At 66.6% G+C, this 20,476-nt stretch carries 11 protein-coding genes; 7 read left to right on the forward strand and 4 right to left on the reverse strand.

The features are described 5' to 3' along the window. Both J7360_RS06240 and J7360_RS06245 read right to left on the reverse strand, forming a co-directional pair. On the reverse strand, positions 1–230 hold a 230-nt coding region (locus J7360_RS06240; protein ID WP_209033466.1), incomplete at its 3' end, for a transposase. Positions 231–812: 582 nt separating this feature from the next. Beyond that, the gene (locus tag J7360_RS06245) at positions 813–5,822 is read right to left on the reverse strand and encodes an NAD-glutamate dehydrogenase domain-containing protein (protein WP_057659559.1); all 5,010 of its coding nucleotides are present in this window, start codon (positions 5,820–5,822) and stop codon (positions 813–815) included. A gap of 279 nt (positions 5,823–6,101) precedes the next feature. On the opposite strand from J7360_RS06245, the gene J7360_RS06250 reads away from it, so the two are divergent. Genes J7360_RS06250 through J7360_RS06260 form a run of 3 tightly spaced genes read left to right on the forward strand, consistent with a single transcriptional unit; the run spans position 6,102 to position 11,266 of the window. Then, on the forward strand, positions 6,102–6,761 hold the full coding sequence (locus J7360_RS06250) for a TetR/AcrR family transcriptional regulator (RefSeq protein ID WP_057659557.1): 660 nt from the start codon (positions 6,102–6,104) through the stop codon (positions 6,759–6,761). A 14-nt stretch (positions 6,762–6,775) separates the two neighbouring features. Further along, on the forward strand, positions 6,776–8,083 hold the full coding sequence (locus tag J7360_RS06255; RefSeq protein ID WP_057659554.1) for an efflux RND transporter periplasmic adaptor subunit: 1,308 nt from the start codon (positions 6,776–6,778) through the stop codon (positions 8,081–8,083). A 12-nt stretch (positions 8,084–8,095) separates the two neighbouring features. Further along, positions 8,096–11,266: a multidrug efflux RND transporter permease subunit gene (locus tag J7360_RS06260; RefSeq protein ID WP_209033468.1), complete on the forward strand. Its 3,171-nt coding sequence runs from the start codon at positions 8,096–8,098 to the stop codon at positions 11,264–11,266. A 337-nt stretch (positions 11,267–11,603) separates the two neighbouring features. Here J7360_RS06260 and J7360_RS06265 read toward each other — a convergent pair whose 3' ends face one another. Continuing rightward, positions 11,604–12,599 (reverse strand): LacI family DNA-binding transcriptional regulator, encoded by a 996-nt coding sequence (locus J7360_RS06265; RefSeq protein WP_005917351.1) that lies wholly within the window; start codon positions 12,597–12,599, stop codon positions 11,604–11,606. 161 nt (positions 12,600–12,760) lie between these two features. Between J7360_RS06265 and ptsP the strand changes: the two genes are divergently transcribed. From ptsP to J7360_RS06285, 4 genes are all read left to right on the forward strand, one after another. Then, positions 12,761–15,277, forward strand: coding sequence for a phosphoenolpyruvate--protein phosphotransferase (ptsP, locus tag J7360_RS06270; RefSeq protein ID WP_209033470.1), 2,517 nt, complete (start codon positions 12,761–12,763; stop codon positions 15,275–15,277). Continuing rightward, entirely contained in the window at positions 15,274–16,230 is a 957-nt protein-coding gene (gene pfkB, locus J7360_RS06275) for a 1-phosphofructokinase (RefSeq protein WP_022559388.1), read from the forward strand. The genes ptsP and pfkB overlap by 4 nt, the downstream gene beginning before the upstream one ends. A gap of 152 nt (positions 16,231–16,382) precedes the next feature. After that, on the forward strand, positions 16,383–18,125 hold the full coding sequence (locus J7360_RS06280) for a fructose-specific PTS transporter subunit EIIC (protein WP_057659548.1): 1,743 nt from the start codon (positions 16,383–16,385) through the stop codon (positions 18,123–18,125). Positions 18,126–18,294: 169 nt separating this feature from the next. Continuing rightward, positions 18,295–19,572 (forward strand): carbohydrate porin, encoded by a 1,278-nt coding sequence (locus J7360_RS06285; RefSeq protein WP_209033472.1) that lies wholly within the window; start codon positions 18,295–18,297, stop codon positions 19,570–19,572. A 237-nt stretch (positions 19,573–19,809) separates the two neighbouring features. Here the strand turns inward: J7360_RS06285 and J7360_RS06290 are convergent, their stop codons facing one another. Then, a complete protein-coding gene (locus tag J7360_RS06290; protein WP_057659543.1) occupies positions 19,810–20,460 on the reverse strand; it encodes a hypothetical protein in 651 nt (216 codons plus the stop codon). Between the last annotated feature and the right edge of the window lie 16 nt (positions 20,461–20,476).

The following is a 20,476-nucleotide window of genomic DNA, read 5'->3' on the forward strand; positions in this document are numbered from 1 at the left end:
GTACTGAGCTGCGCCTCGGCGTACATCTTCTTGAGCCGGCGGTTCTCCTCCTCCAGCTCCTTCATGCGCGCGACCATGGACACGTCCATGCCGCCGAACTTGCTGCGCCACTTGTAGAACGTGGCCGAGCTGATGCCGTGCTCGCGGCACAGCTCCGGCACGGGCGCACCGGCCTGGGCCTGCTTGAGCACGGCGATGATCTGGCTGTCGGTAAAGCGGGACTTCTTCATGGAACCTCCTCGAGAAAGGGGACGAGAAAATTCCACTTCTGGCGTCTGCTAATGGGCGGGGGGATTACCTGGTGAACTGTTTACGAAAACCTGCAACAGCTCGCCCGCCAGCGCGGACATCTATCGCTCAGCCATCGAGCGCCTGATCGAAGAGCGTGTGATTGTGGCCAAGAGCGAGCAGGACTCGACCCGACGGGCCGCAGCGCAGATCCGGTTCAGCGATCAGCTGCTCCCGCCGGGCCAGCGCTCCCTTTTCTTTGGGTGTTAACCCGGCGCGGCCCGCGCTCTCAGCGCGACCGCCAACACCGACGTGGCTGCCGGAATCCGATTGTGCCTTGGAGCACCGCCCTAGACCGAATTCGAAGACCGGAGGTAAGGCTGGGCGCGGCGACGGACTCCTACCCGTCTATTACCCACCCTGATGGCCCGAGTGGGCAAGCCGGCTTCAGGGCAAGTGCGCCCTCATGGCGGCCCTGCACGCAAGAGGCCGCCCGTAGGCGGCCTCTGCGTTGACTCAACTAGGCTGTCGCGCGACCACCACGATAGCGAAGCATTCGCTCCACCATTGCGGCAACACGTTGCTTACACCCCGTGTGCAGCCAGCTGGCCCAACCGCTGCACTGCCACCGACACGGTCGGGTAATCCAGGGTCTTCTGCTCAGCGACATCGGCGAGCATGGCCAGGGTGAAGCGCAGGCTGGAATCGTCGCGTGACAGCCAGTTGGCCACCTTGTCCTCGGCACTGCTGCCGGACATGGTCAGCACCTGGCCGACCAGCGCGCGTTGGTGTGCGGCCAGTTCGTCGCGCAGCACGCCACGCGCCACCGCATGCCAACGCCCGTTGACCTCCAGTGCGTCGATCTGCTCGAACAGCCACGGCAGCCGCAGCGCTTCGCCCAGGCGGAAATGCACCTTGGAGACGTCCACCGGCTTGAGCTTGCGGGTGCGCGCGGTTTCGATGATGTCGAAGGCCGGTTCCAGATAACGCAGTTCGGACAACTGCTGCGCCAGTGCCGGGGTCAGGCCCTTGTCCTGCCACTCCTGCACGCTGGCTTCGTATTGCGGGCGCTGTGCGTCCGACAGCACGCCCGACGCCACGCGGATGTCGTTGAACGGGCCGTGGTAACGCTCCACCGCCGCGGTGATGCCGGGCATCTGGCCGGGGCGCAGCAGCAACCAGCGCACGAACGAGCGTTGCAGACGCCAGATCACTTCCAGCGCGTCGATCTGCACCGATTCGGGCACCTTGCCGTCCAGCGCGTCGATCTGTGTCCACAGCGCGCGCGCATCCAGCGTTTCGCGGCTGATGGTATAGGCCTTGGCGACCTCGCCGATGCTGCGACCGGTATCTTCCTGCATGCGCATCAGGAAGGTGGCGCCCATGCGGTTGATGGTGGTGTTGGTGACCGCGGTGGCGATGATCTCGCGCTTGAGGCGGTGACGCTCCATCGCATCGGCGTACTTCTTCTGCAACGGCTGCGGGAAGTAGCGCTGCAATTCCTTGGACAGGTACGGGTCTTCGGGAATGTCAGATTCCAGCAGCTGCTGGAACGCCACCAGCTTGGAATACGACAACAGCACCGACAGCTCCGGCCGGGTCAGGCCCTGGCCGCGCGCCTTGCGTGCCGACAGCTCGGCATCGGAGGGCAGGAACTCGATCTGCCGATCCAGCAGGCCCTGCAGTTCCAGCGTGCGGATGAAGTGCTGCTTGGAGCCGAGCCGCTTGACGCTCATGCGTTCCATCAGGCTGATCGCCTGGTTCTGCCGGTAGTTGTCCCACAGCACCAGATCGGCCACTTCGTCGGTCATCGACGCCAGCAGCTTGTTGCGTGCGTCATAGGTCAGCTTCTTGGCCTGCACCATGTCGTTGAGCAGGATCTTGATGTTGACCTCGTGATCGGAGGTGTCCACGCCGGCCGAGTTGTCGATGAAGTCGGTGTTGAGCAGCACGCCGGCCTGCGCCGCTTCGATGCGGCCCAGCTGGGTCAGGCCCAGGTTGCCGCCCTCGCCCACCACCTTGCAGCGCAACTCGCCGCCATTGACGCGCAAGCCGTTATTGGCGCGGTCGCCGACATCGGCATGCGACTCGCTGGCCGCCTTGACGTAGGTGCCGATGCCGCCGTTCCAGAACAGGTCCACCGGGGCCTTGAGGATGGCGTTCATCAGTTCGTTCGGCGACAGCTGCTTGACGCTGGCGCCCAGGCCCAGCGCTTCACGCACCGGTGCACTGATGTCGATGGATTTGAGCGTACGCGGATAGATGCCGCCACCGGCGCTGATCAGCTTGGCGTCGTAGTCGGCCCAGCTGGAACGCGGCAGCTTGAACAGGCGGTCGCGCTCGGCGAAGGACAGCGCTGCATCCGGGTTCGGATCCAGGAAGATGTGCCGGTGGTCGAACGCGGCCAGCAGGCGGATGTGCCTTGAGAGCAGCATGCCGTTACCGAACACGTCGCCGGACATGTCGCCGATGCCGACCACGCTGAAGTCCTGGCTCTGGCAATCGCGGCCCATGGCGCGGAAGTGGCGCTTGACCGATTCCCACGCGCCGCGCGCGGTGATGCCCATGCCCTTGTGGTCGTAACCGACCGAGCCACCGGAGGCGAACGCATCGCCCAGCCAGAAGCCGTGATCCAGCGCCAGGCCATTGGCGATGTCCGAGAACGTGGCAGTGCCCTTGTCGGCCGCCACCACCAGGTACGGGTCGTCCTGGTCATGACGCACCACCTGCGGCGGCGGCACGATCTTGCCGCCGACGATGTTGTCGGTGATGTCGAGCAGGCCCTGGATGAAGAGCTTGTAGCAGGCGATGCCTTCTGCCTGGATCGCATCGCGGTCGCCGCCCACCGGCGAGCGCTTGACGTAGAACCCGCCCTTGGCGCCAACCGGCACGATGACGGTGTTCTTGACCATCTGCGCCTTGACCAGGCCCAGCACTTCGGTGCGGAAATCCTCGCGGCGATCCGACCAGCGCAGGCCGCCACGCGCCACCGCGCCGAAGCGTAGGTGCACGCCTTCCACGCGCGGGCCGTAGACGAAGATTTCGCGATAAGGACGCGGCTTGGGCAGATCCGGCACCCGCGCCGAATCCAGTTTGAAGCTGATGCAGTGTGGGTGCTTGCCGTTCTTGTCGGCCTGGTAATAGTTGGTGCGCAAGGTCGCATCGATCACATCGATGAAGCTGCGCAGGATGCGGTCTTCGTCCAGGCTGGACACGCGATCCATCAACTTCAGCAAGGTGGCGCGGGTAGCGTCCTGCTGCGCGGTGCGATCGCCGCCGCGTGCTTCCAGCACGGCTTCCAGCGCCTTGAGCGTGGCCTCGTCGCCGCCTGCCAACGCAGACAGTTCTTCGCGCAGGCGCTCCTGGCCGGCGAAGATCTGTGCCTTGGTTTCAGCGCCGGTGGACGGATCGAAGCGTGCCTCGAACAATTCCACCAGCAAGCGCGCCAGCAGCGGATAGCGTGTGAAGGTGGCTTCGACGTAGGCCTGCGAGAACGGCACCGCTGTCTGCAGCAGGTATTTGCAGTAGCCGCGCAGCAAGGCCACCTGGCGCCAATGCAGACCGGTCGCCAGGATCAGGCGATTGAAGCCGTCGTTTTCGGCGTCGCCATTCCAGATGCGCTCGAACGCTTCGCCGAAGCTGGCGTCGGCGTGTGCGGCATTGATCTTGCCGGAGGTCGATTCGACCTCGAAATCCTGGATGTAGACCGGCGTTTCGCCCACCTGCAACCGATACGGCCGCTCGGAAATCACGCGCAGGCCCATGTTTTCCATCATCGGCATCGCATCGGACAGCGGAATATCGTCGAGCTGGCGGTACAGCTTCAGGCGCAGGCCTTCGCCCGCGTCCAGACGCACGCCATCGTCGCGACGGATTTCCTGCAGGCTCAGATGCAGATCGTCCGGGCCATCCAGCGAGGCGAGATGCTCGACGTCGGACACCGCCGATTCGATCGACGAATCTTCGATATAGCCGGCCGGTAGTGCGCGGCCGAAGTTGGCCGCCATGCGCAGGCCATTGGCCTCGCCATGCCGCGCAACCAATGCTTCGCGCAGCGCATCGCGCCAGTTGCGCAGCAGGTGCGCCAGCCGCGCTTCGAGTTCGGTGGTGTTGAACTCCAACGCCTCGCCGCTCTTGGGACGCACGATCAGGTGCAGCTGCGCCAGTGGCGATTCGCCCAGCACCACGCTGGAGTCGATGTATTCGCCGTGCAGCGCGTCCTTCAACAAGGCTTCGATGCGCAGGCGCACATCGGTGTTGAAGCGTTCGCGCGGGATGTACACCAGCGCCGAGATGAAACGCCCGTACTTGTCGCGGCGCAGGAACAGGCGGCTCCGCACGCGCTCCTGCAGCCCCAGGATGCCCATCGCGGTGCGGTACAGCTCCTCCTCGTTGGACTGGAACAGCTCCTCGCGCGGCAGCGTTTCCAGGATGTGGCGCAATGCCTTGCCGCTATGGCTGCTCGGGGTCAGCCCCGACTTGCTCATCACGTATTCGTGGCGCTGACGCACCAGCGGAATTTCCCATGGGCGGCGGTTGTAGGCGCTGGAAGTGAACAGGCCCAGGAAGCGCTGCTCGCCGACGATACGGCCCTTGGCGTCGAATTCCAGGATGCCGATGTAATCCATGTAACCGACCCGGTGCACGCGCGAACGTGCATTGGTCTTGGTCAGGATCAACGCATCCTTGAGTTTGGACGACGCGTTCAACCCATGCGCGGCCAGCGTGGTCACCGGGCGCGCCGGGGAAGTGTCGCGCCCGCGCAGCAGGCCCAGGCCGGTCTCTTCCAGCGGCGCCAGCACGTCCTGGCCATCCTGCTTCTCCACCCGATACTCGCGGTAGCCGAAGAAGGTGAAGTGGTCGGCCGCGGCCCAACGCAGGAACTCCTGCGCCTCATGCCGGCTGAGGTCGTCGATCGGCAGACGGCGGGTCGCCAGATCGTCGGCCAGCATGACCATGCGCTCGCGCATCGCCGACCAGTCCTGCACGATGGCGCGCACCTCGGCCAGCACCTTGCGCACTGCCGCTTCCAGCTTGGGCATTTCTTCCGGCGGCTGGCGGTCGATCTCCAGCACCATCAGCGATTCGCTCCTGCCCTCGCCCACTGCGGTGAGCTTGCCGGCCTTATCGCGCGCGATGCGCAGCACCGGGTGGCCAAGCACGTGCACGCCGATGCCCAGATCGGCCAGGGTCATGCTGACCGAATCCACCAGGAACGGCATATCGTCGTTGACGATCTGCAGCAGGGTATGCGGCGACTCGTAGCCGTGGCTCTTCAAGGTCGGGTTGAACACCCGCACGTTGACCGTGCCGGCCTTGCGCGCGCGCGCGAACTCCAGCATGTCCGATGCCAGCGCCGCCCATTGCTCCGGCGGATGGTTCGGGAATTCGTCTTCCTCCATGCGCCGGTAGAAGTCGGCGGCGAACGCCTGGACTTCGGCCTGACGGGCGGCCGGGTAGCGCTTGCGCAATGCGGCAAACACCGGCTCCAGGGTCACCGCCTGCGGTTCGGTGGCAAGCACGGGGACGGCACGTTCGGCGACCGGTTTGACCGACGTCGTGGACGATTTCGAAGCGGCTTTCTTGGCTGTCATGAGTAGAGCTGGAATGCTCGGTGGAAAACCTGAATTGTACCGGTGCGCGGTGACGACGCCTTGCTGCATAGCGCAAATGTGTGGGCCGCGATGGCCTCTGGCGGCATGCAAAAAGCGCTACATCTCTGTATGGACGAGGACGCGACGGCAGGAAGGCGGGGCTGGATCGCCACAACCGGCAAAGTCCGGCCAAATGCTTGGCACACAAGGCGTTGTGCAGACAATGCCGCGGCCGTCAAGCCTGTTTAAAAACTAAACTGGACGGTATAGTCTACCGACATGATCCCTCACTCCCACCGTGCTGCCCGGCGTTCGGACTGCGATCGACGCATCCATGCCGCCGTGCATGCGCTGCTGGCCGAGCGCGGCATGCGGCTGAGCATGGATGCCGTGGCCGAGCGGGCCGGCTGCTCCAAGCAGACCCTGTACAGCTACTACGGCTGCAAGGAAAACCTGCTGCGCGATGTGCTCCAGGACCACGTGCACCTGGCTACCGGCCAACTGGGCGCGGTCTCCGGCGATCTGCACGCGGATTTGCTGGCCTTCGCCTTGGCCCATCTTGACCGTCTGAACAACCCCGATGTGCTACAGACCTGCCGTCTGGTCGAAGCCGAGTCGCACCGGTTTCCCGACCAGTCGCAGCAGATCTTCCACGAGGGTGTGGTCGGCATGCAGCAGCGCCTGGCGCATCGCTTCGAACAGGCGATCGACGCTGGCCAACTGCGGCATGACGATCCGCACTTCATGGCCGAACTGTTGCTGAGCATGATCGTCGGGCTGGATTTCGACCGCCAACGGTTTCAAGTCCCCCATCGCGCCGGCCTCCCCGCCAGGCAGCGGTGGGCGCAGTTCGCCGTGGACACCTTCCTGCGTGCGTTTGCTCCGGCTCTTGCCGCGCCGACGCCGGCACCGCCTTCTCTTCTCACTTCAAGACCCTAACGGAGTTCCTCCTGATGATTGCCCCGCTCCGCACATTCGGCCTAGCCTGTGCCATCACCGTGGCGCTGGCTGCCTGCAGCAAGCCCGAACAACAGCAGGCACCGCCGCCGCCGGAAGTGTCGGTGCTGGAGATGAAGCCGCAGACGCTGCCGCTGGAACGCGACCTGGTCGGCCGCCTGTCGGCGTACCGTTCGGCGGACGTGCGTGCGCGCGTGGACGGCGTGGTGCTCAAGCGCCTGTACACCGAAGGCGCCAACGTCACCGAAGGCCAGCCGCTGTTCCAGATCGACCCGTCGCAGCTGAAGGCCACGCTGCTGCAGGCGCAGGGCCAGCTGGCCGCCGCCGAAGCGACCTATACCAACGCCAAGATCGCCGCGACGCGTGCGCGCAGCCTGGCGCCGCAGCAGTACGTTTCGCGCGCCGACATCGACACCGCCGAAGCCAACGAGCGTTCGTCCGGCGCCAACGTGCAACAGGCGCGCGGCGCGGTCGAGGCCGCGCGCATCCAGCTCGGCTTCGCCACCGTGACCTCGCCGATCACCGGCCGCGCCGGCATTCAGCGCGTGACCGAAGGCGCACTGGTTGGTGCCGGCGAAGCCACCCTGCTGACCACCGTCGACCAGATCGACCCGCTGTATGTGAACTTCGCCATGAGCAGCGAAGAACTGGCCGCCCTGCGGCAGGCGCAGAGCAGCGGCAACGTCCAGCTCAGCGGCGACGGCAAGTCCTCCATCAACGTGGAGCTGGGCAACGGCACGCAGTACCAGCACCCCGGCACGCTGGACGTGTCGGCGGTAACGGTGGACCCGAGTACCGGTGCGGTGTCGCTGCGCGCGACCCTGCCCAACCCCGAACAATCGCTGTTGCCGGGCGCGTTCGTGACCTTCAAGGCCGGCCTGGGCCAGCGCAACAATGCCTACCTGCTGCCGCAGCAGGCGGTGCAGCGCGATGCCACCGGACCCTACGCCCTGGTACTGGGCAAGGACGGCAAGGTGGTCCGCAAGAACCTTACCGTCGACGGCCAGCAGAAGGGCCAGTGGATCGTCACCGGCGGCATGACGCCGGGCGACCAGGTCATCGTCGATGGCGTGCAGAAGGCCAAGGAAGGGCAGCCGGCCAAGGGCGTGCCGTGGGATCCGAACAAGCCGGCACAAGGCGGCCAGCCCGGCGCACCGGGCGCGGCGCCCGCCGCGGCGCAGGGTGGCGACGCGCAAGCCGCACCGTCCGCCGACAAGGCCGATGCAGCGGCGCCGGCCGCCCAGCAACAGCCCAAGCAGGATGCGGCCGCGCAACCGGCCGACTCCCAGTCCAAGCAGCAGTGACGGAACCCGGACATGCCTAAGTTTTTTATCGAACACCCGGTCTTTGCGTGGGTGGTGGCGATCCTGATCTCGCTTGCGGGCGTGATCTCGATCCTGAATCTGGGTATCGAGTCGTACCCGACGATCGCCCCGCCGCAGGTCACCGTCACCGCCAACTTCCCCGGCGCCAGCGCCGACACCGCCGAAAAGGCAGTGACCCAGGTCATCGAACAGCAGCTCACCGGCATCGACCACCTGCTGTACTTCAACTCGTCCTCGGCCGCCAACGGCCGCGTGACCATCACGCTGACCTTCGAAACCGGTACCGACGCGGATATCGCGCAGGTGCAGGTGCAGAACAAGGTGTCGCTGGCCACGCCGCGCCTGCCATCGGAAGTGACCCAGCAAGGTGTGGTGGTGGCCAAGGCCAACGCCGGCTTCCTGATGGTGGCCGCGCTGCGCTCGGAAAACCCGTCGATCGACCGCGACGCGCTCAACGACATCGTCGGTTCGCGCGTGCTCGAGCAGATCTCGCGCGTACCCGGCGTGGGCAGTACCAACCAGTTCGGCGCCGAGTACGCGATGAACATCTGGTTGAACCCGGAGAAACTGCAGGGCTACAACCTGTCGGCGACCCAGGTGCTGACTGCGGTGCGCAACCAGAACGTGCAGTTCGCGGCCGGTTCGGTGGGCGCCGACCCGACCCCGGAAGGCATCAGCTTCACCGCCACGGTGTCGGCGGAAGGCCGCTTCAGCTCGCCCGAGCAGTTCGAGAACATCATCCTGCGGACCGACAACAATGGCGCCACCGTGCGCTTGAAGGACGTTGCACGCGTGACCGTGGGGCCGAGCAACTACGGCTTCGATACCCAGTACAACGGCAAGCCCACCGGCGCCTTCGGTATCCAGCTGTTGCCGGGCGCCAACGCGTTGAACGTCTCCGAAGCGGTCGGCGCCAAGCTCGACGAACTGCAGCCGACCTTCCCGCAGGGCGTGACCTGGTTTGCGCCGTACGAATCGACCACCTTCGTGCGCATCTCCATCGAGGAAGTGATCCACACGCTGGTGGAAGCCATCGTGCTGGTGTTCCTGGTGATGCTGCTGTTCCTGCAGAACTTCCGCGCCACCGTGATTCCCACGCTGGTGATTCCGGTGGCGCTGTTGGGCACGTTCTTCGGCATGTACATGATCGGCTTCACCATCAACCAGCTGACGCTGTTTGCGATGGTGCTGGCGATCGGCATCGTGGTGGACGATGCGATCGTGGTGATCGAGAACGTCGAACGCATCATGAGCGAGGAACACCTGGAGCCGAAGGCGGCCACCCAGAAGGCGATGACCCAGATCACCGGCGCGGTGGTGGCCATCACCGTGGTGCTGGCAGCGGTGTTCATCCCCTCCTCGCTGCAGCCTGGCGCCTCGGGCGCGATCTACAAGCAGTTCGCGTTGACCATCGCCATGTCGATGGGGTTCTCCGCCTTCCTCGCGTTGAGCTTCACGCCGGCCTTGTGCGGTGCGTTTCTCAAGTCCACCCACTCCACCAAGAAGAACTGGGTCTACCGCACCTTCGACAAGTACTACGACAAGCTGGCGCATCGCTATGTCGGCGTGGTGGGCCATACCCTCAAGCGCTCGCCGCCATGGATGATTGCGTTCGTGGCGCTGCTGGTGCTGTGCGGCTTCCTGTTTACGCGGATGCTGGGTAGCTTCCTGCCGGAAGAAGACCAGGGCTTTGCGGTGGCCATCGTGCAGCTGCCGCCGGGCGCGACCAAGATCCGTACCAATGAAGCCTTCGCGCAGATGCGTGCGGTATTGCAGAAGCAACCGGCCGTGGAAGGCATGCTGCAGATTGCCGGGTTCAGCTTCCTGGGCTCGGGCGAGAACGTCGGTATGGGCTTCATCCGGCTCAAGCCGTGGGAAGAACGCGACGTCACTGCCGAGCAGCTGATCCAGCAACTCAATGGCGCTTTCTATGGCATCAAGGGCGCGCAGATCTTCGTGGTCAACCTGCCCACCGTGCAGGGCCTGGGCCAGTTCGGCGGCTTTGATATGTGGCTGCAGGACCGTTCCGGTGCCGGCCAGGAGGCGCTGATCAATGCGCGCAACATCGTGCTCGGCAAGGCTGCGCAGAAGCAGGACGCCCTGGTGGGCGTGCGTCCGAACGGCCTGGAAAACTCGCCGCAGCTGCAGCTGCACGTAGACCGCGTACAGGCGCAGTCGATGGGCCTGGATGTCAGCGATATCTATAGCTCGATCCAGCTGATGCTGGCGCCGGTGTACGTCAACGACTACTTCGCCGAGGGCCGCATCAAGCGCGTCAACATGCGTGCCGACGATCAGTTCCGCGCCGGCCCCGAGTCGCTGCGCAACTTCTTTACCCCCAGCGCCACCGCCACCGGTATCGACGGTCAGCCGGCCATGATCCCGCTGAGCAACGTGGTCAAGGCCGAGTGGAACTACGCCTCGCCGGCGCTGAACCGCTACAACGGCTATTCGGCCGTGAACATCGTCGGCAACCCGGCTCCGGGCGGCAGTTCCGGCCAAGCGATGAGCGCGATGGAAGATATCGTCAACAACGATCTGCCGCCGGGCTTCGGTTTCGACTGGAGCGGCATGTCCTACCAGGAAATCATCGCCGGTAATGCGGCCACGCTGTTGCTGGCATTGTCGGTAGTGGTGGTGTTCCTGTGCCTGGCCGCGCTTTACGAGAGCTGGTCGATTCCGGTGGCGGTGCTGCTGGTGGTGCCGATCGGCGTGCTGGGCGCGATCACCTTCTCGATGCTGCGTGGGTTGCCGAACGATCTGTATTTCAAGATCGGCATGATCACGGTGATTGGTCTGGCGGCGAAGAACGCGATCCTGATCGTGGAATTCGCAGTGGAGCAGCGGGCGGCGGGCAAGACCCTGCGCGAGGCCACCCTGGAAGCGGCGCACCTGCGGTTCCGCCCGATCCTGATGACCTCGTTCGCGTTCATCCTGGGCGTGTTGCCGCTGGCCATCTCCACCGGTGCCGGCGCCAACTCGCGCCACTCCATCGGTACCGGCGTGATCGGCGGCATGGTATTCGCCACCGTGCTCGGGGTGATCTTCATCCCGCTGTTCTTCGTGGTGGTGCGCCGCATGCTGGGCGACAAACTGGACGAGCAGTCCAAGGAATACCTGGCCGTGCAGAACGAGGGTGGAACCCACCGCCCGGATCGCTGAGTCAGGCAGTAGATGCAACAAAAAAGCCCCGGCACTGCCGGGGCTTTTTTGTGCGGCATCGGTGGAAACCATTGCGAAATCCGCCACTCCTAGGAGCGCACCCGGGCGCGAACGCATTCCCGATAACCCCCGTCGCGCCCGGGTGCGCTCCTACGAGGGTGCGATGGCCGACAGGTTGCGGCGATCGGCGCGATGGCCTGAATAATCACGCTCAGTGACACTCGGGTTCGCCGGCATCGTGCAGGTCAGCAACGCGCGGCAGACAGCCGTCCTTGTAGGAGCGCGCCCAGGCGCGAACGAATGACCGTTGAAGCCACCGCACCCAAAAGCTACCGCCCTACACGCCCGCAATACGCGCGCCGGTCGACCCACGCACCACGCAGCGTCCTGTCATCACCATGCGGCGGATCGGCAATTGCGGATTGCTTAGCCGTTCCAGCAGCAGCGACATCGCCGCCCGGCCCATGTCTTCGACCGGCTGCTCGACCACGGTGATGCCCGGCTCGACCAGGTCGGTCCAGCGCTCGTTGTCGAACCCGGCCAGGGCCAGATCCTGCGGCAGGCGCAGGCCGGCGGTGCGTGCGGCCTTCAACGCGCCCATCAGCAGCAGGCTGTTACTGGTCACGATGGCCTCGGGCCGCCGGTCGTTGGCCAGCCATGCCCCCAGCTCGGCAATCGCCGCCTCGGCGGTGGGCGCCACTTCGCGGTAATCCGGCTGCAGCCCCTGTGCGCGCATCGCTGCCAGGTAGCCGTCGCGGCGCTCGGCCGCGGTGGTGCTGGTGCTGCCGAACAGCCCGCCGATGCGCCGGTAGCCCTGCGCCTGCAGATGCGCCACCAGCTCGGCCATGGCCGCGCCGTTGTCCAGCACGACGCTGTCATAGCGGCTGCCGGGGCCGGCGCGGTCCACCAGCACGGTGGGGTAATCCAGCGCCAACTCGTGCATACGCCCCACCGTGACGCGGGTCGGCGCAAAAATCAGCCCGGTGATGCGTTCTTCCTGCATCAGCTCCAGGTATAGCGCCTCGCGCTCGGGATCTTCATCGGTATTGCACAGGGTCACGCGCATACCGGCCTTGTAGGCGACCTCTTCCACTGCACGGATCAGCGCCGTGAAGTACGGGTTGCGGATGTCGGCCACGATCACCCCCAGGATGCCGGATTGCTGGGATCGCAATCGCCGCGCCATCAGATTGGGCCGATAGCCGGTCTGGCGCACCGCCGCTTCCACCTTGGCCCGCACCTCGTCGCTGACCGGGCCGCTGCCCAGCGCGCGCGACACCGTGGACTTGGACACGCCGGCCACGCGGGCCACGTCATTGATGCTGATACTCACTGGGACCGTTCCCGCTCCATTTTGCGCACCTTGACCCAGGCGCGGTGTCGGCCCTGATGCTAACCCGAAAGCACTACGGCGTTTTTGTGCACCGCACATTGACCTGGATCGTGGGAACGTTCCCACTATACTCCCCAGCCCCATCTCATCCGGAGCCCGCCTTGTCTTCTCCGTCGCCCGCCCCCGTTACCCCCGACCTTGTGCGCCTGCGCGCCTCAGCCCGCGACAAGGACGACGCCATCGCCCAGGCCGCCCAGTTACTGGTCGCGGCCGGCTGCGTCGCGCCGGGCTACGAGGCCAGCATGCGGCGGCGCGAAGGCCTGGCGAACACCTTCCTGGGCCACGGCCTGGCGATTCCGCATGGCGTCGGCGAAGACCGCCACCTGGTGCGCCGCGACGGCATCGCGGTGCTGCAGCTCCCCGACGGCGTGGAATGGAACCCCGGCCAGATCACCCGGCTGGTGGTCGGCATCGCCGCGCAATCGGACACCCACATCACCTTGCTGCGCCGGCTGACCCGGTTGATCCAGGATCCGGCGCAGCTGGAAGTGCTGTTCAGTACCGACGACCCCAACGTGATCGTCGCCGCACTCACCGGCGACCGCGCGCCCGAGACCAGCGCCGCGCCGGCCACCGACCTGGCCGAAGCATTCGAGTGGACCATTGCCTACCCCAGCGGCCTGCACGCGCGCCCGGCCACCCGCTGGGCCGAGACCGCACGCGGCTTCTCGGCACGCGCGCAGGTACGTGCCGGCGACCAGGCAGCCGATGCCAAGAGCCTGGTCGGCCTGCTGCAGCTGGGCCTGCGTGCCGGCGACAGCATCACCGTCTCGGCCGAAGGCAGCGACGCAGCCGAGCTGCTCAAGCGCCTGCGCGCCGTCATGGACGGCCTGACCGCGCAGGAAAAGGCCGATGCCGAGCGCGCCGCGCAACGTCGCGCCGCCCCGGTGGCCGGCTGGACCCCGCCGCAGGCGCAGCCGGCCATTGTCGGCATTGGCGCCAGCCCGGGCGTGGCGATCGGCATCGTCCACCGCCTGCGCGCCGCGCAGACCGAAGTGGCCGATCAACCGGTGGGCCTGGGCGATGGCGGCGCGCAACTGCACGAGGCGCTGACCCGCACCCGCCAGCAGCTCGCCGCGATCCAGGACGACACCCAGCGCCGGCTCGGCGCCTCGGACGCGGCCATCTTCAAGGCCCAGGCCGAACTGCTCAACGACACCGACCTGATCACCCGCACCTGCCAACTCATGGTCGAAGGCCACGGCGTGGCGTGGTCGTGGCACCAGGCGGTGGAACAGATCGCCTCCGGCCTGGCCGCACTCGGCAACCCGGTGCTGGCCGGTCGCGCGGCCGATCTGCGCGATGTCGGCCGACGCGTGCTGGCCCAGCTCGACCCGGCCGCGGCCGGCGCCGGTCTCACCGACCTGCCCGAGCAGCCGTGCATCCTGCTCGCCAGCGACCTGTCGCCGTCGGATACCGCCAATCTGGACACCGCGCGCGTGCTCGGCCTGGCCACCGCGCAGGGCGGCCCGACCTCGCACACCGCCATCCTTTCGCGCACGCTCGGCCTGCCGGCACTGGTCGCGGCCGGCGGCCAGCTGCTGGAGATCGAAGACGGCGTCACCGCCATCATCGACGGCAGCAGCGGGCGCCTGTACATCGACCCGTCCGAGCAGGATCTGGACGCAGCACGTGCGCATATCGCCGAACAGCAGGCCATTCGCGAGCGCGAAGCCGCGCAGCGCGCGTTGCCGGCCGAAACCACCGACGGCCACCACATCGACATCGGCGCCAACGTCAATCTGCCCGACCAGGTCGCGATGGCGCTGACCCAGGGCGCCGAGGGCGTCGGCCTGATGCGCACCGAATTCCTGTTCCTGGAAAGCGGCCGCACCCCCAGCGAAGACGAACAACACGCCACGTATCTGGCGATGGCGCAGGCACTGGATGGCCGCCCGCTGATCGTGCGTGCGCTGGATATCGGCGGCGACAAGCAGGTGGCGCATCTGGAATTGCCGCACGAAGAAAACCCGTTCCTGGGCGTGCGCGGCGCGCGCCTGCTGCTGCGTCGCCCCGACCTGCTGGAGCCGCAACTGCGTGCGCTGTACCGCGCCGCCAAGGATGGTGCTCGGCTGTCGATCATGTTCCCGATGATCACCTCGGTGCCGGAACTGATCGCGCTGCGGGAGATCTGCGCACGCATCCGCGCCGAGCTCGACGCACCGGAAGTGCCGATCGGCATCATGATCGAAGTGCCGGCCGCCGCCGCGCAGGCCGACGTGCTGGCGCGCCACGCAGAATTCTTCTCGATCGGTACCAACGACCTCACCCAGTACGTGCTGGCGATCGACCGCCAGAACCCGGAACTGGCCGCCGAAGCCGACAGCCTGCACCCGGCGGTGCTGCGCATGATCCGCAGCACCATCGAAGGCGCACGCAAGCACGACCGCTGGGTCGGCGTCTGCGGCGGCCTGGCCGGCGACGCGTTCGGCGCCAGCCTGCTGGCCGGCCTGGGCGTGCAGGAATTGTCGATGACGCCCAACGACATCCCGGCGGTCAAGGCACGCCTGCGCGGCGCCGCGTTGAGCCGGCTGCAACAGCTCGCCGAACAAGCGCTGGCCTGCGAAACCGCCGAACAGGTGCGCGCACTGGAAGCAAAGCGCGAGGACAAGGCATGAGCCTGCAGGCCATCACCGTCACGCTGAACCCGGCGATCGACCAGACCATCCAGCTCGAACACCTGCAGCCGGGCGCCGTGCACCGCGCCAGCAGCGTGCGCAACGATGCCGGCGGTAAAGGCATCAATGTGGCCGCGTGCCTGGCCGACTGGGGCAGCCAGGTTGCTGCGCTGGGCGTGCTCGGGGTCGGCAATGCCGGCGTATTCGAAGCGCTGTTCCGCGAACGCGGCATCGCCGATCACTGCCAGCGCATGGCCGGCGAAACCCGCACCAATCTCAAGTTGGTCGACGCGCGCAGCAACGACACCACCGACATCAACCTGCCCGGCCTGCGCTTAGGGCCTGCGCATCTGCAAGGCGTGGCCGATCATCTCGCCCCGCTGCTGCGCCCCGGCCTGCCGGTGGTGCTGTCGGGCAGCCTGCCGGCCGGGCTGCCGGACGACAGCTGGGCGCAATTGCAAGCCCAGGCCAGCGCTGCCGGTGCGCGCGTGCTGCTGGATACCAGCGGCATGCCGCTGGCGAGGGCGCTGGATGCCGCACGCGAGGCGCTGCCGTATGCGGTCAAGCCCAATCGCGACGAACTCGCAGCCTGGACCGGCCGCCCGTTGAACGACCGCGGCGCACTCAGCGCCGCCGCGCACGAACTGATCGCCCGCGGCATCCAGTTGGTGGTCATTTCGATGGGCACCGAAGGCGCCCTGTTCGTGCAACGCGACCAGCGGTTGATCGCCCGCCCGCCTCGCCTGGCGCACGGCAGCAGCGTGGGCGCAGGCGATGCGATGGTGGCCGGTCTGGCCGCCGCCTCGCTCGATGCCGCGACCACGCTGGAGCAGTGCGCACGGCTGGCCACGGCGTTTTCGATGTGCCGGCTGGAAAGCGGCGACGCGCGCCGGATTACGCCAGAGGGCGTGCGCCGCGCCGCAACCGATGTGGTGATCGAAGCACTGTCATGAGCAGCCATTCGCCGCTGCCGATGCATGCACCCAGGCGTTCGTCTGGCTGGCAGTCGCAGACGGCGGCAGATCGCGCGCATCACCGCCACGCATAACGCTTGAAATTCCCCCGCCGGCGACACCGGCGACCGCAACACAGCAGGAGTTTTGCCATGTCCTCTTCCATCGTGGTCATCGCCGCTGGCGAACGCAGTACCGAAGCCGTCCTGGCGGCCGAAGCGCTGCGCCGCGCGGCCACTGCCGCCGGCCGTCGCGTGACGATCGAAATCCGCAGCGACCAGGGCGTGCTCGGCGCCTTGCCGGGCGAACTCGCCAGCGCCGCCGCCCAGGTCCTGGTGGTCGGCGACGCCGACGCCGATACCGCCCGCTTTGGCGATGCGCAACTGGTGCGCCTGAGCCTGGGCGCGGTGCTGGACGATCCGGCGGCTGCGATCGGCAAGCTGGCCGCACACGCCGACCCGGCCGTCGCCGGCAATCCCGGTGGCACCGCCAGCGGCAGCAAGCGCATCGTGGCCATCACCTCCTGCCCTACCGGCATCGCGCACACATTCATGGCCGCCGAAGGCCTGCAGCAAGCCGCCAAGAAGCTCGGCTACCAGATGCGGGTGGAAACCCAGGGCTCGGTGGGTGCGCAGGACGCACTCACCGACGACGAAATCCGCGCAGCAGACGTGGTCATCATCGCGGCCGACCGCGAGGTCGACCTGGCCCGCTTCGGCGGCAAGCGCGTGTTCAAGAGCGGCACCAAGCCGGCGATCAACGATGGCCCGGCGCTGATCAACAAGGCCCTGGCCGACGCCAGCGTGCAGGGCGGCGCCACGCCCGCCACCGGCACCGCCGCCAGCGCCACCGCGAGCAAGGGCAATGGCCGCACCGGCGCCTACAAGCATCTGATGACCGGCGTCTCGTTCATGCTGCCGTTCGTCACTGCCGGCGGCCTGCTGATCGCGCTGGCATTTGCGCTCGGCGGTATCTACGCCGGCGACGATGCGCACCAGGGCACCCTGGCCTGGTCGCTGTTCCAGATTGGCGCCAAGGCCGGCTTCACCCTGATGGTGCCGGCCCTGGCCGGCTATATCGCCTACTCCATCGCCGATCGCCCGGGCATCGCGCCCGGCATGATCGGGGGCCTGGTCGCGGCCAATCTCAACGCCGGTTTCCTCGGCGGGATCATTGCCGGCTTCATCGCCGGCTACGGCGTGGCTGCGCTCAACCGCTATATCAAGCTGCCGCGCAACCTGGAAGGCCTCAAGCCGGTGCTGATCCTGCCGGTGCTGGGCACCCTGCTGGTCGGGCTGGCGATGATGTACGTGTTCGGCCAGCCGGTGGCCGACCTGCTGGCCTGGCTCACCGCCTGGCTGCGCGGCATGCAGGGCAGCAGCGCACTGCTGCTGGGCCTGTTGCTTGGCGGCATGATGGCCTTCGACATGGGCGGGCCGGTCAACAAGGCGGCCTATGCGTTCTCCACCGGCCTGATCGCCAGCCAGGTCTATACCCCGATGGCCGCCGCCATGGTCGCCGGCATGACCCCGCCGCTGGGCATCGCGCTGGCGACCTGGGTGTTCCGCAACCGCTTCACCGCCGAAGAACGCGGATCGGCCACCGCGGCCGGCGTGCTCGGGCTGGCCTTCGTCACCGAAGGCGCCATCCCGTACGCTGCGCGCGACCCGTTGCGCACCATCCCGGCGCTGGTGATCGGCTCGGCCGTGGCCGGCGCCATCTCGATGACCGCCGGTGCCGAATTGAAGGCCCCGCACGGCGGCATCTTCGTGCTGCTGATCCCCAACGCCGTCACCCACTTGCTCAATTACGTGCTGGCTCTGGTGGTCGGCGTGGTGGTCACGGCCATCGCGCTGCGCCTGCTCAAGAAGCCGGTGACCGACGTCATCGCCTGAGGCACCCACAGCGGCACGGACCTGCCGCCGCACCTGACGCGCCCGAGTGTTCCGGCGCCCCTGACCTGCTTCACCGCTGCGCGCACCCGGGTGCGCCGCCAGCGGCTTGCCCATCCACGTGTTGTCGCGTTCGCCACCACGGCCACGCCCTTTTGTCCGGAGTCCTGCCATGACCACTTTTGCCCCCCGCCGTGCCCGCCCCCGCCTGTTGTGCCTGTCGCTGACCCTGGCACTTGCCCCGCTCGCCCACGCGCAGGACGCCGCCGACGCCTTCAAGCTCAAGCTGGGCTATACCGGCGAAGCCGCCTCGATGATCGATGGCGGCCGCAAAAGCGGCGACGCCTATGCCGGCCAGTTGATGGTCGGCACCGATGTCGACATGGACCGCCTGTTCGGCTGGAACGGCGCCACGGTGAAGTTGTATGTCACCAACCGCCACGGCACCAACCTGGCCAACAGCAGCATCGGGAACAGCACCTCGGTGCAGGAAATCTACGGCGGCCAGGGCACGCGCCTGGCCAACTTCACCCTGCTGCAGAAACTCTTCAACGACCGCCTGGAACTGGAAGCCGGCCGCAACGTGGCCAATATCCACTTCCTCGGCTCGGACCTGTGCCAGTACTTCCAGGGCAACTCGGCCTGCGGCAACCCCACCTTCGTCTTCCGTACCAGCAACTTCACCTACTGGCCGGTCTCCAGCTGGGCCGCGCATGCCACCGCCTGGGTCACGCCCAAGGTCTATGTGCATGTGGGCGCCTATGAAGTGAACCCGGTGCAGGCGCAGGACGGCCAGCACGGCCTGAAATGGAGCACCGACGACACCACCGGCGTGGTGGTGCCCTACGCCGTGGGCTACAAGAACAAGGGCGGCGACGGCAGCATGGCCGCGATGTACGAACTCGGTGGCTGGCAGGACAACTCCGACTACACCGACCCGCTGCGCGACCGCAACGGCAACCCGGCCGTACTGAGCGGCCTGGGGTATGAGAACAAGCAGGGCCGCTCTGGCCTGTTCGCACGCTTCGAACAGCAGGTGACCAATCCCGACCCGTCGGGCACGCGTGGCCTGACCGTGTTCGGTGCCGTGCTGCAGAGCACCGGCGGCCAAGCGATCGAGGACCATTTCATCCAGCTCGGCCTGGTGCAGAAAGGTACCTTCGCCAGCCGCCCGCAGGACAACATCGCCTTCGTGATCACGCAGCAGAAATACAGCGACGAAGCGATCGAAAACCTGCGCCTGGCGCGCGCCTCCGCCGGCGGCACCGGCACCCCAGCCGACAACCAGATCATGATGGAGCTCAGCTACGGCATCCAGGTCACCAAGCGCCTGCGCATCGCCCCGAACCTGCACTACGTCATCAACCCCGACCAGTTCAACGAACCGACCCGCACCACCGATCTGAAGAACGCGCTGATCGCGGGCATGCGGATCGACTGGAATCTGTGAGCCGCAGAGAAGCTGCGCGCGTTGCGCGCATGCTTGGCGGGCACCACCATCTGAAGTGAGTGGCGGGTGCGTTGCATCTGACTGCAGTGCAACGCATTGCGTCGACTCGGCTGGCATGCGCATTTGCCGGATTTGGCCAATGAGTTCGATGAGCCGCTTAGGCGCGACCGCACGCGAGGTGGCTTTGTCGGCCGCCCCTGTCGCGCGCAAGCCAGTGGCTGTAATGACGACGTCGCATCATCGCGAATCTGATGCTGCCCGCAGATTGATCGCTCTGTACTGCCGCTGGTTGCCGTAACGCGGCCCATTCTTCTCAAGGGTGGCACAGAGCCGGCCTTCGCCACAGGGAGCTAGGTCGGCACGGGACACGCGATCCAGGTAGTCGATGGACGCTCGAAGCTGTGCGAGTTCGGTTCGCTTTTCGGTGATCGTGCCAACCGAGTAGGCCACCGCACCCAGGCCCAACACGCCGGCCACGAGCATCGTGGCGGATGCAATGCCCATGCGTCGCGTGATCTTTGTTTCCAAGGACTGCTGGGCCTGCGCGTAACGGCGAGTGGCTTGCTGCAATGTCTCATCCGCAGTGGTCATCTCTTTGTTGAACCGCTTGGCGGCCGGCTCCAATGTCTGCGTCAACGCTTGATTGGTCAGCTGCGTCAACCGCGGCAACGCATTCTCCAATACCCGATTGACCTTGGCATCGGCGCTGCTGGCCGCGTGCTGGAGCACCTGGAGTTGCTCGGCGACCACCTCGCGCAGCCGTTGTTCGCGCTGCTGCATGGATGCCATCAGCGTCGTCAGCACCGTGATGGTCTCTTGCAACGACGAATTGGATGCGTTCAACGTCGCCATCATTTCCGCCATTGCCGCGGCGTCTTGCCTGTCCATGAGGTCTCCTGAGCTC

The sequence above is a fragment of the Xanthomonas sp. D-99 genome (assembly GCF_017746145.1).
GTDB classification, from domain to species: domain Bacteria; phylum Pseudomonadota; class Gammaproteobacteria; order Xanthomonadales; family Xanthomonadaceae; genus Xanthomonas; species Xanthomonas cissicola.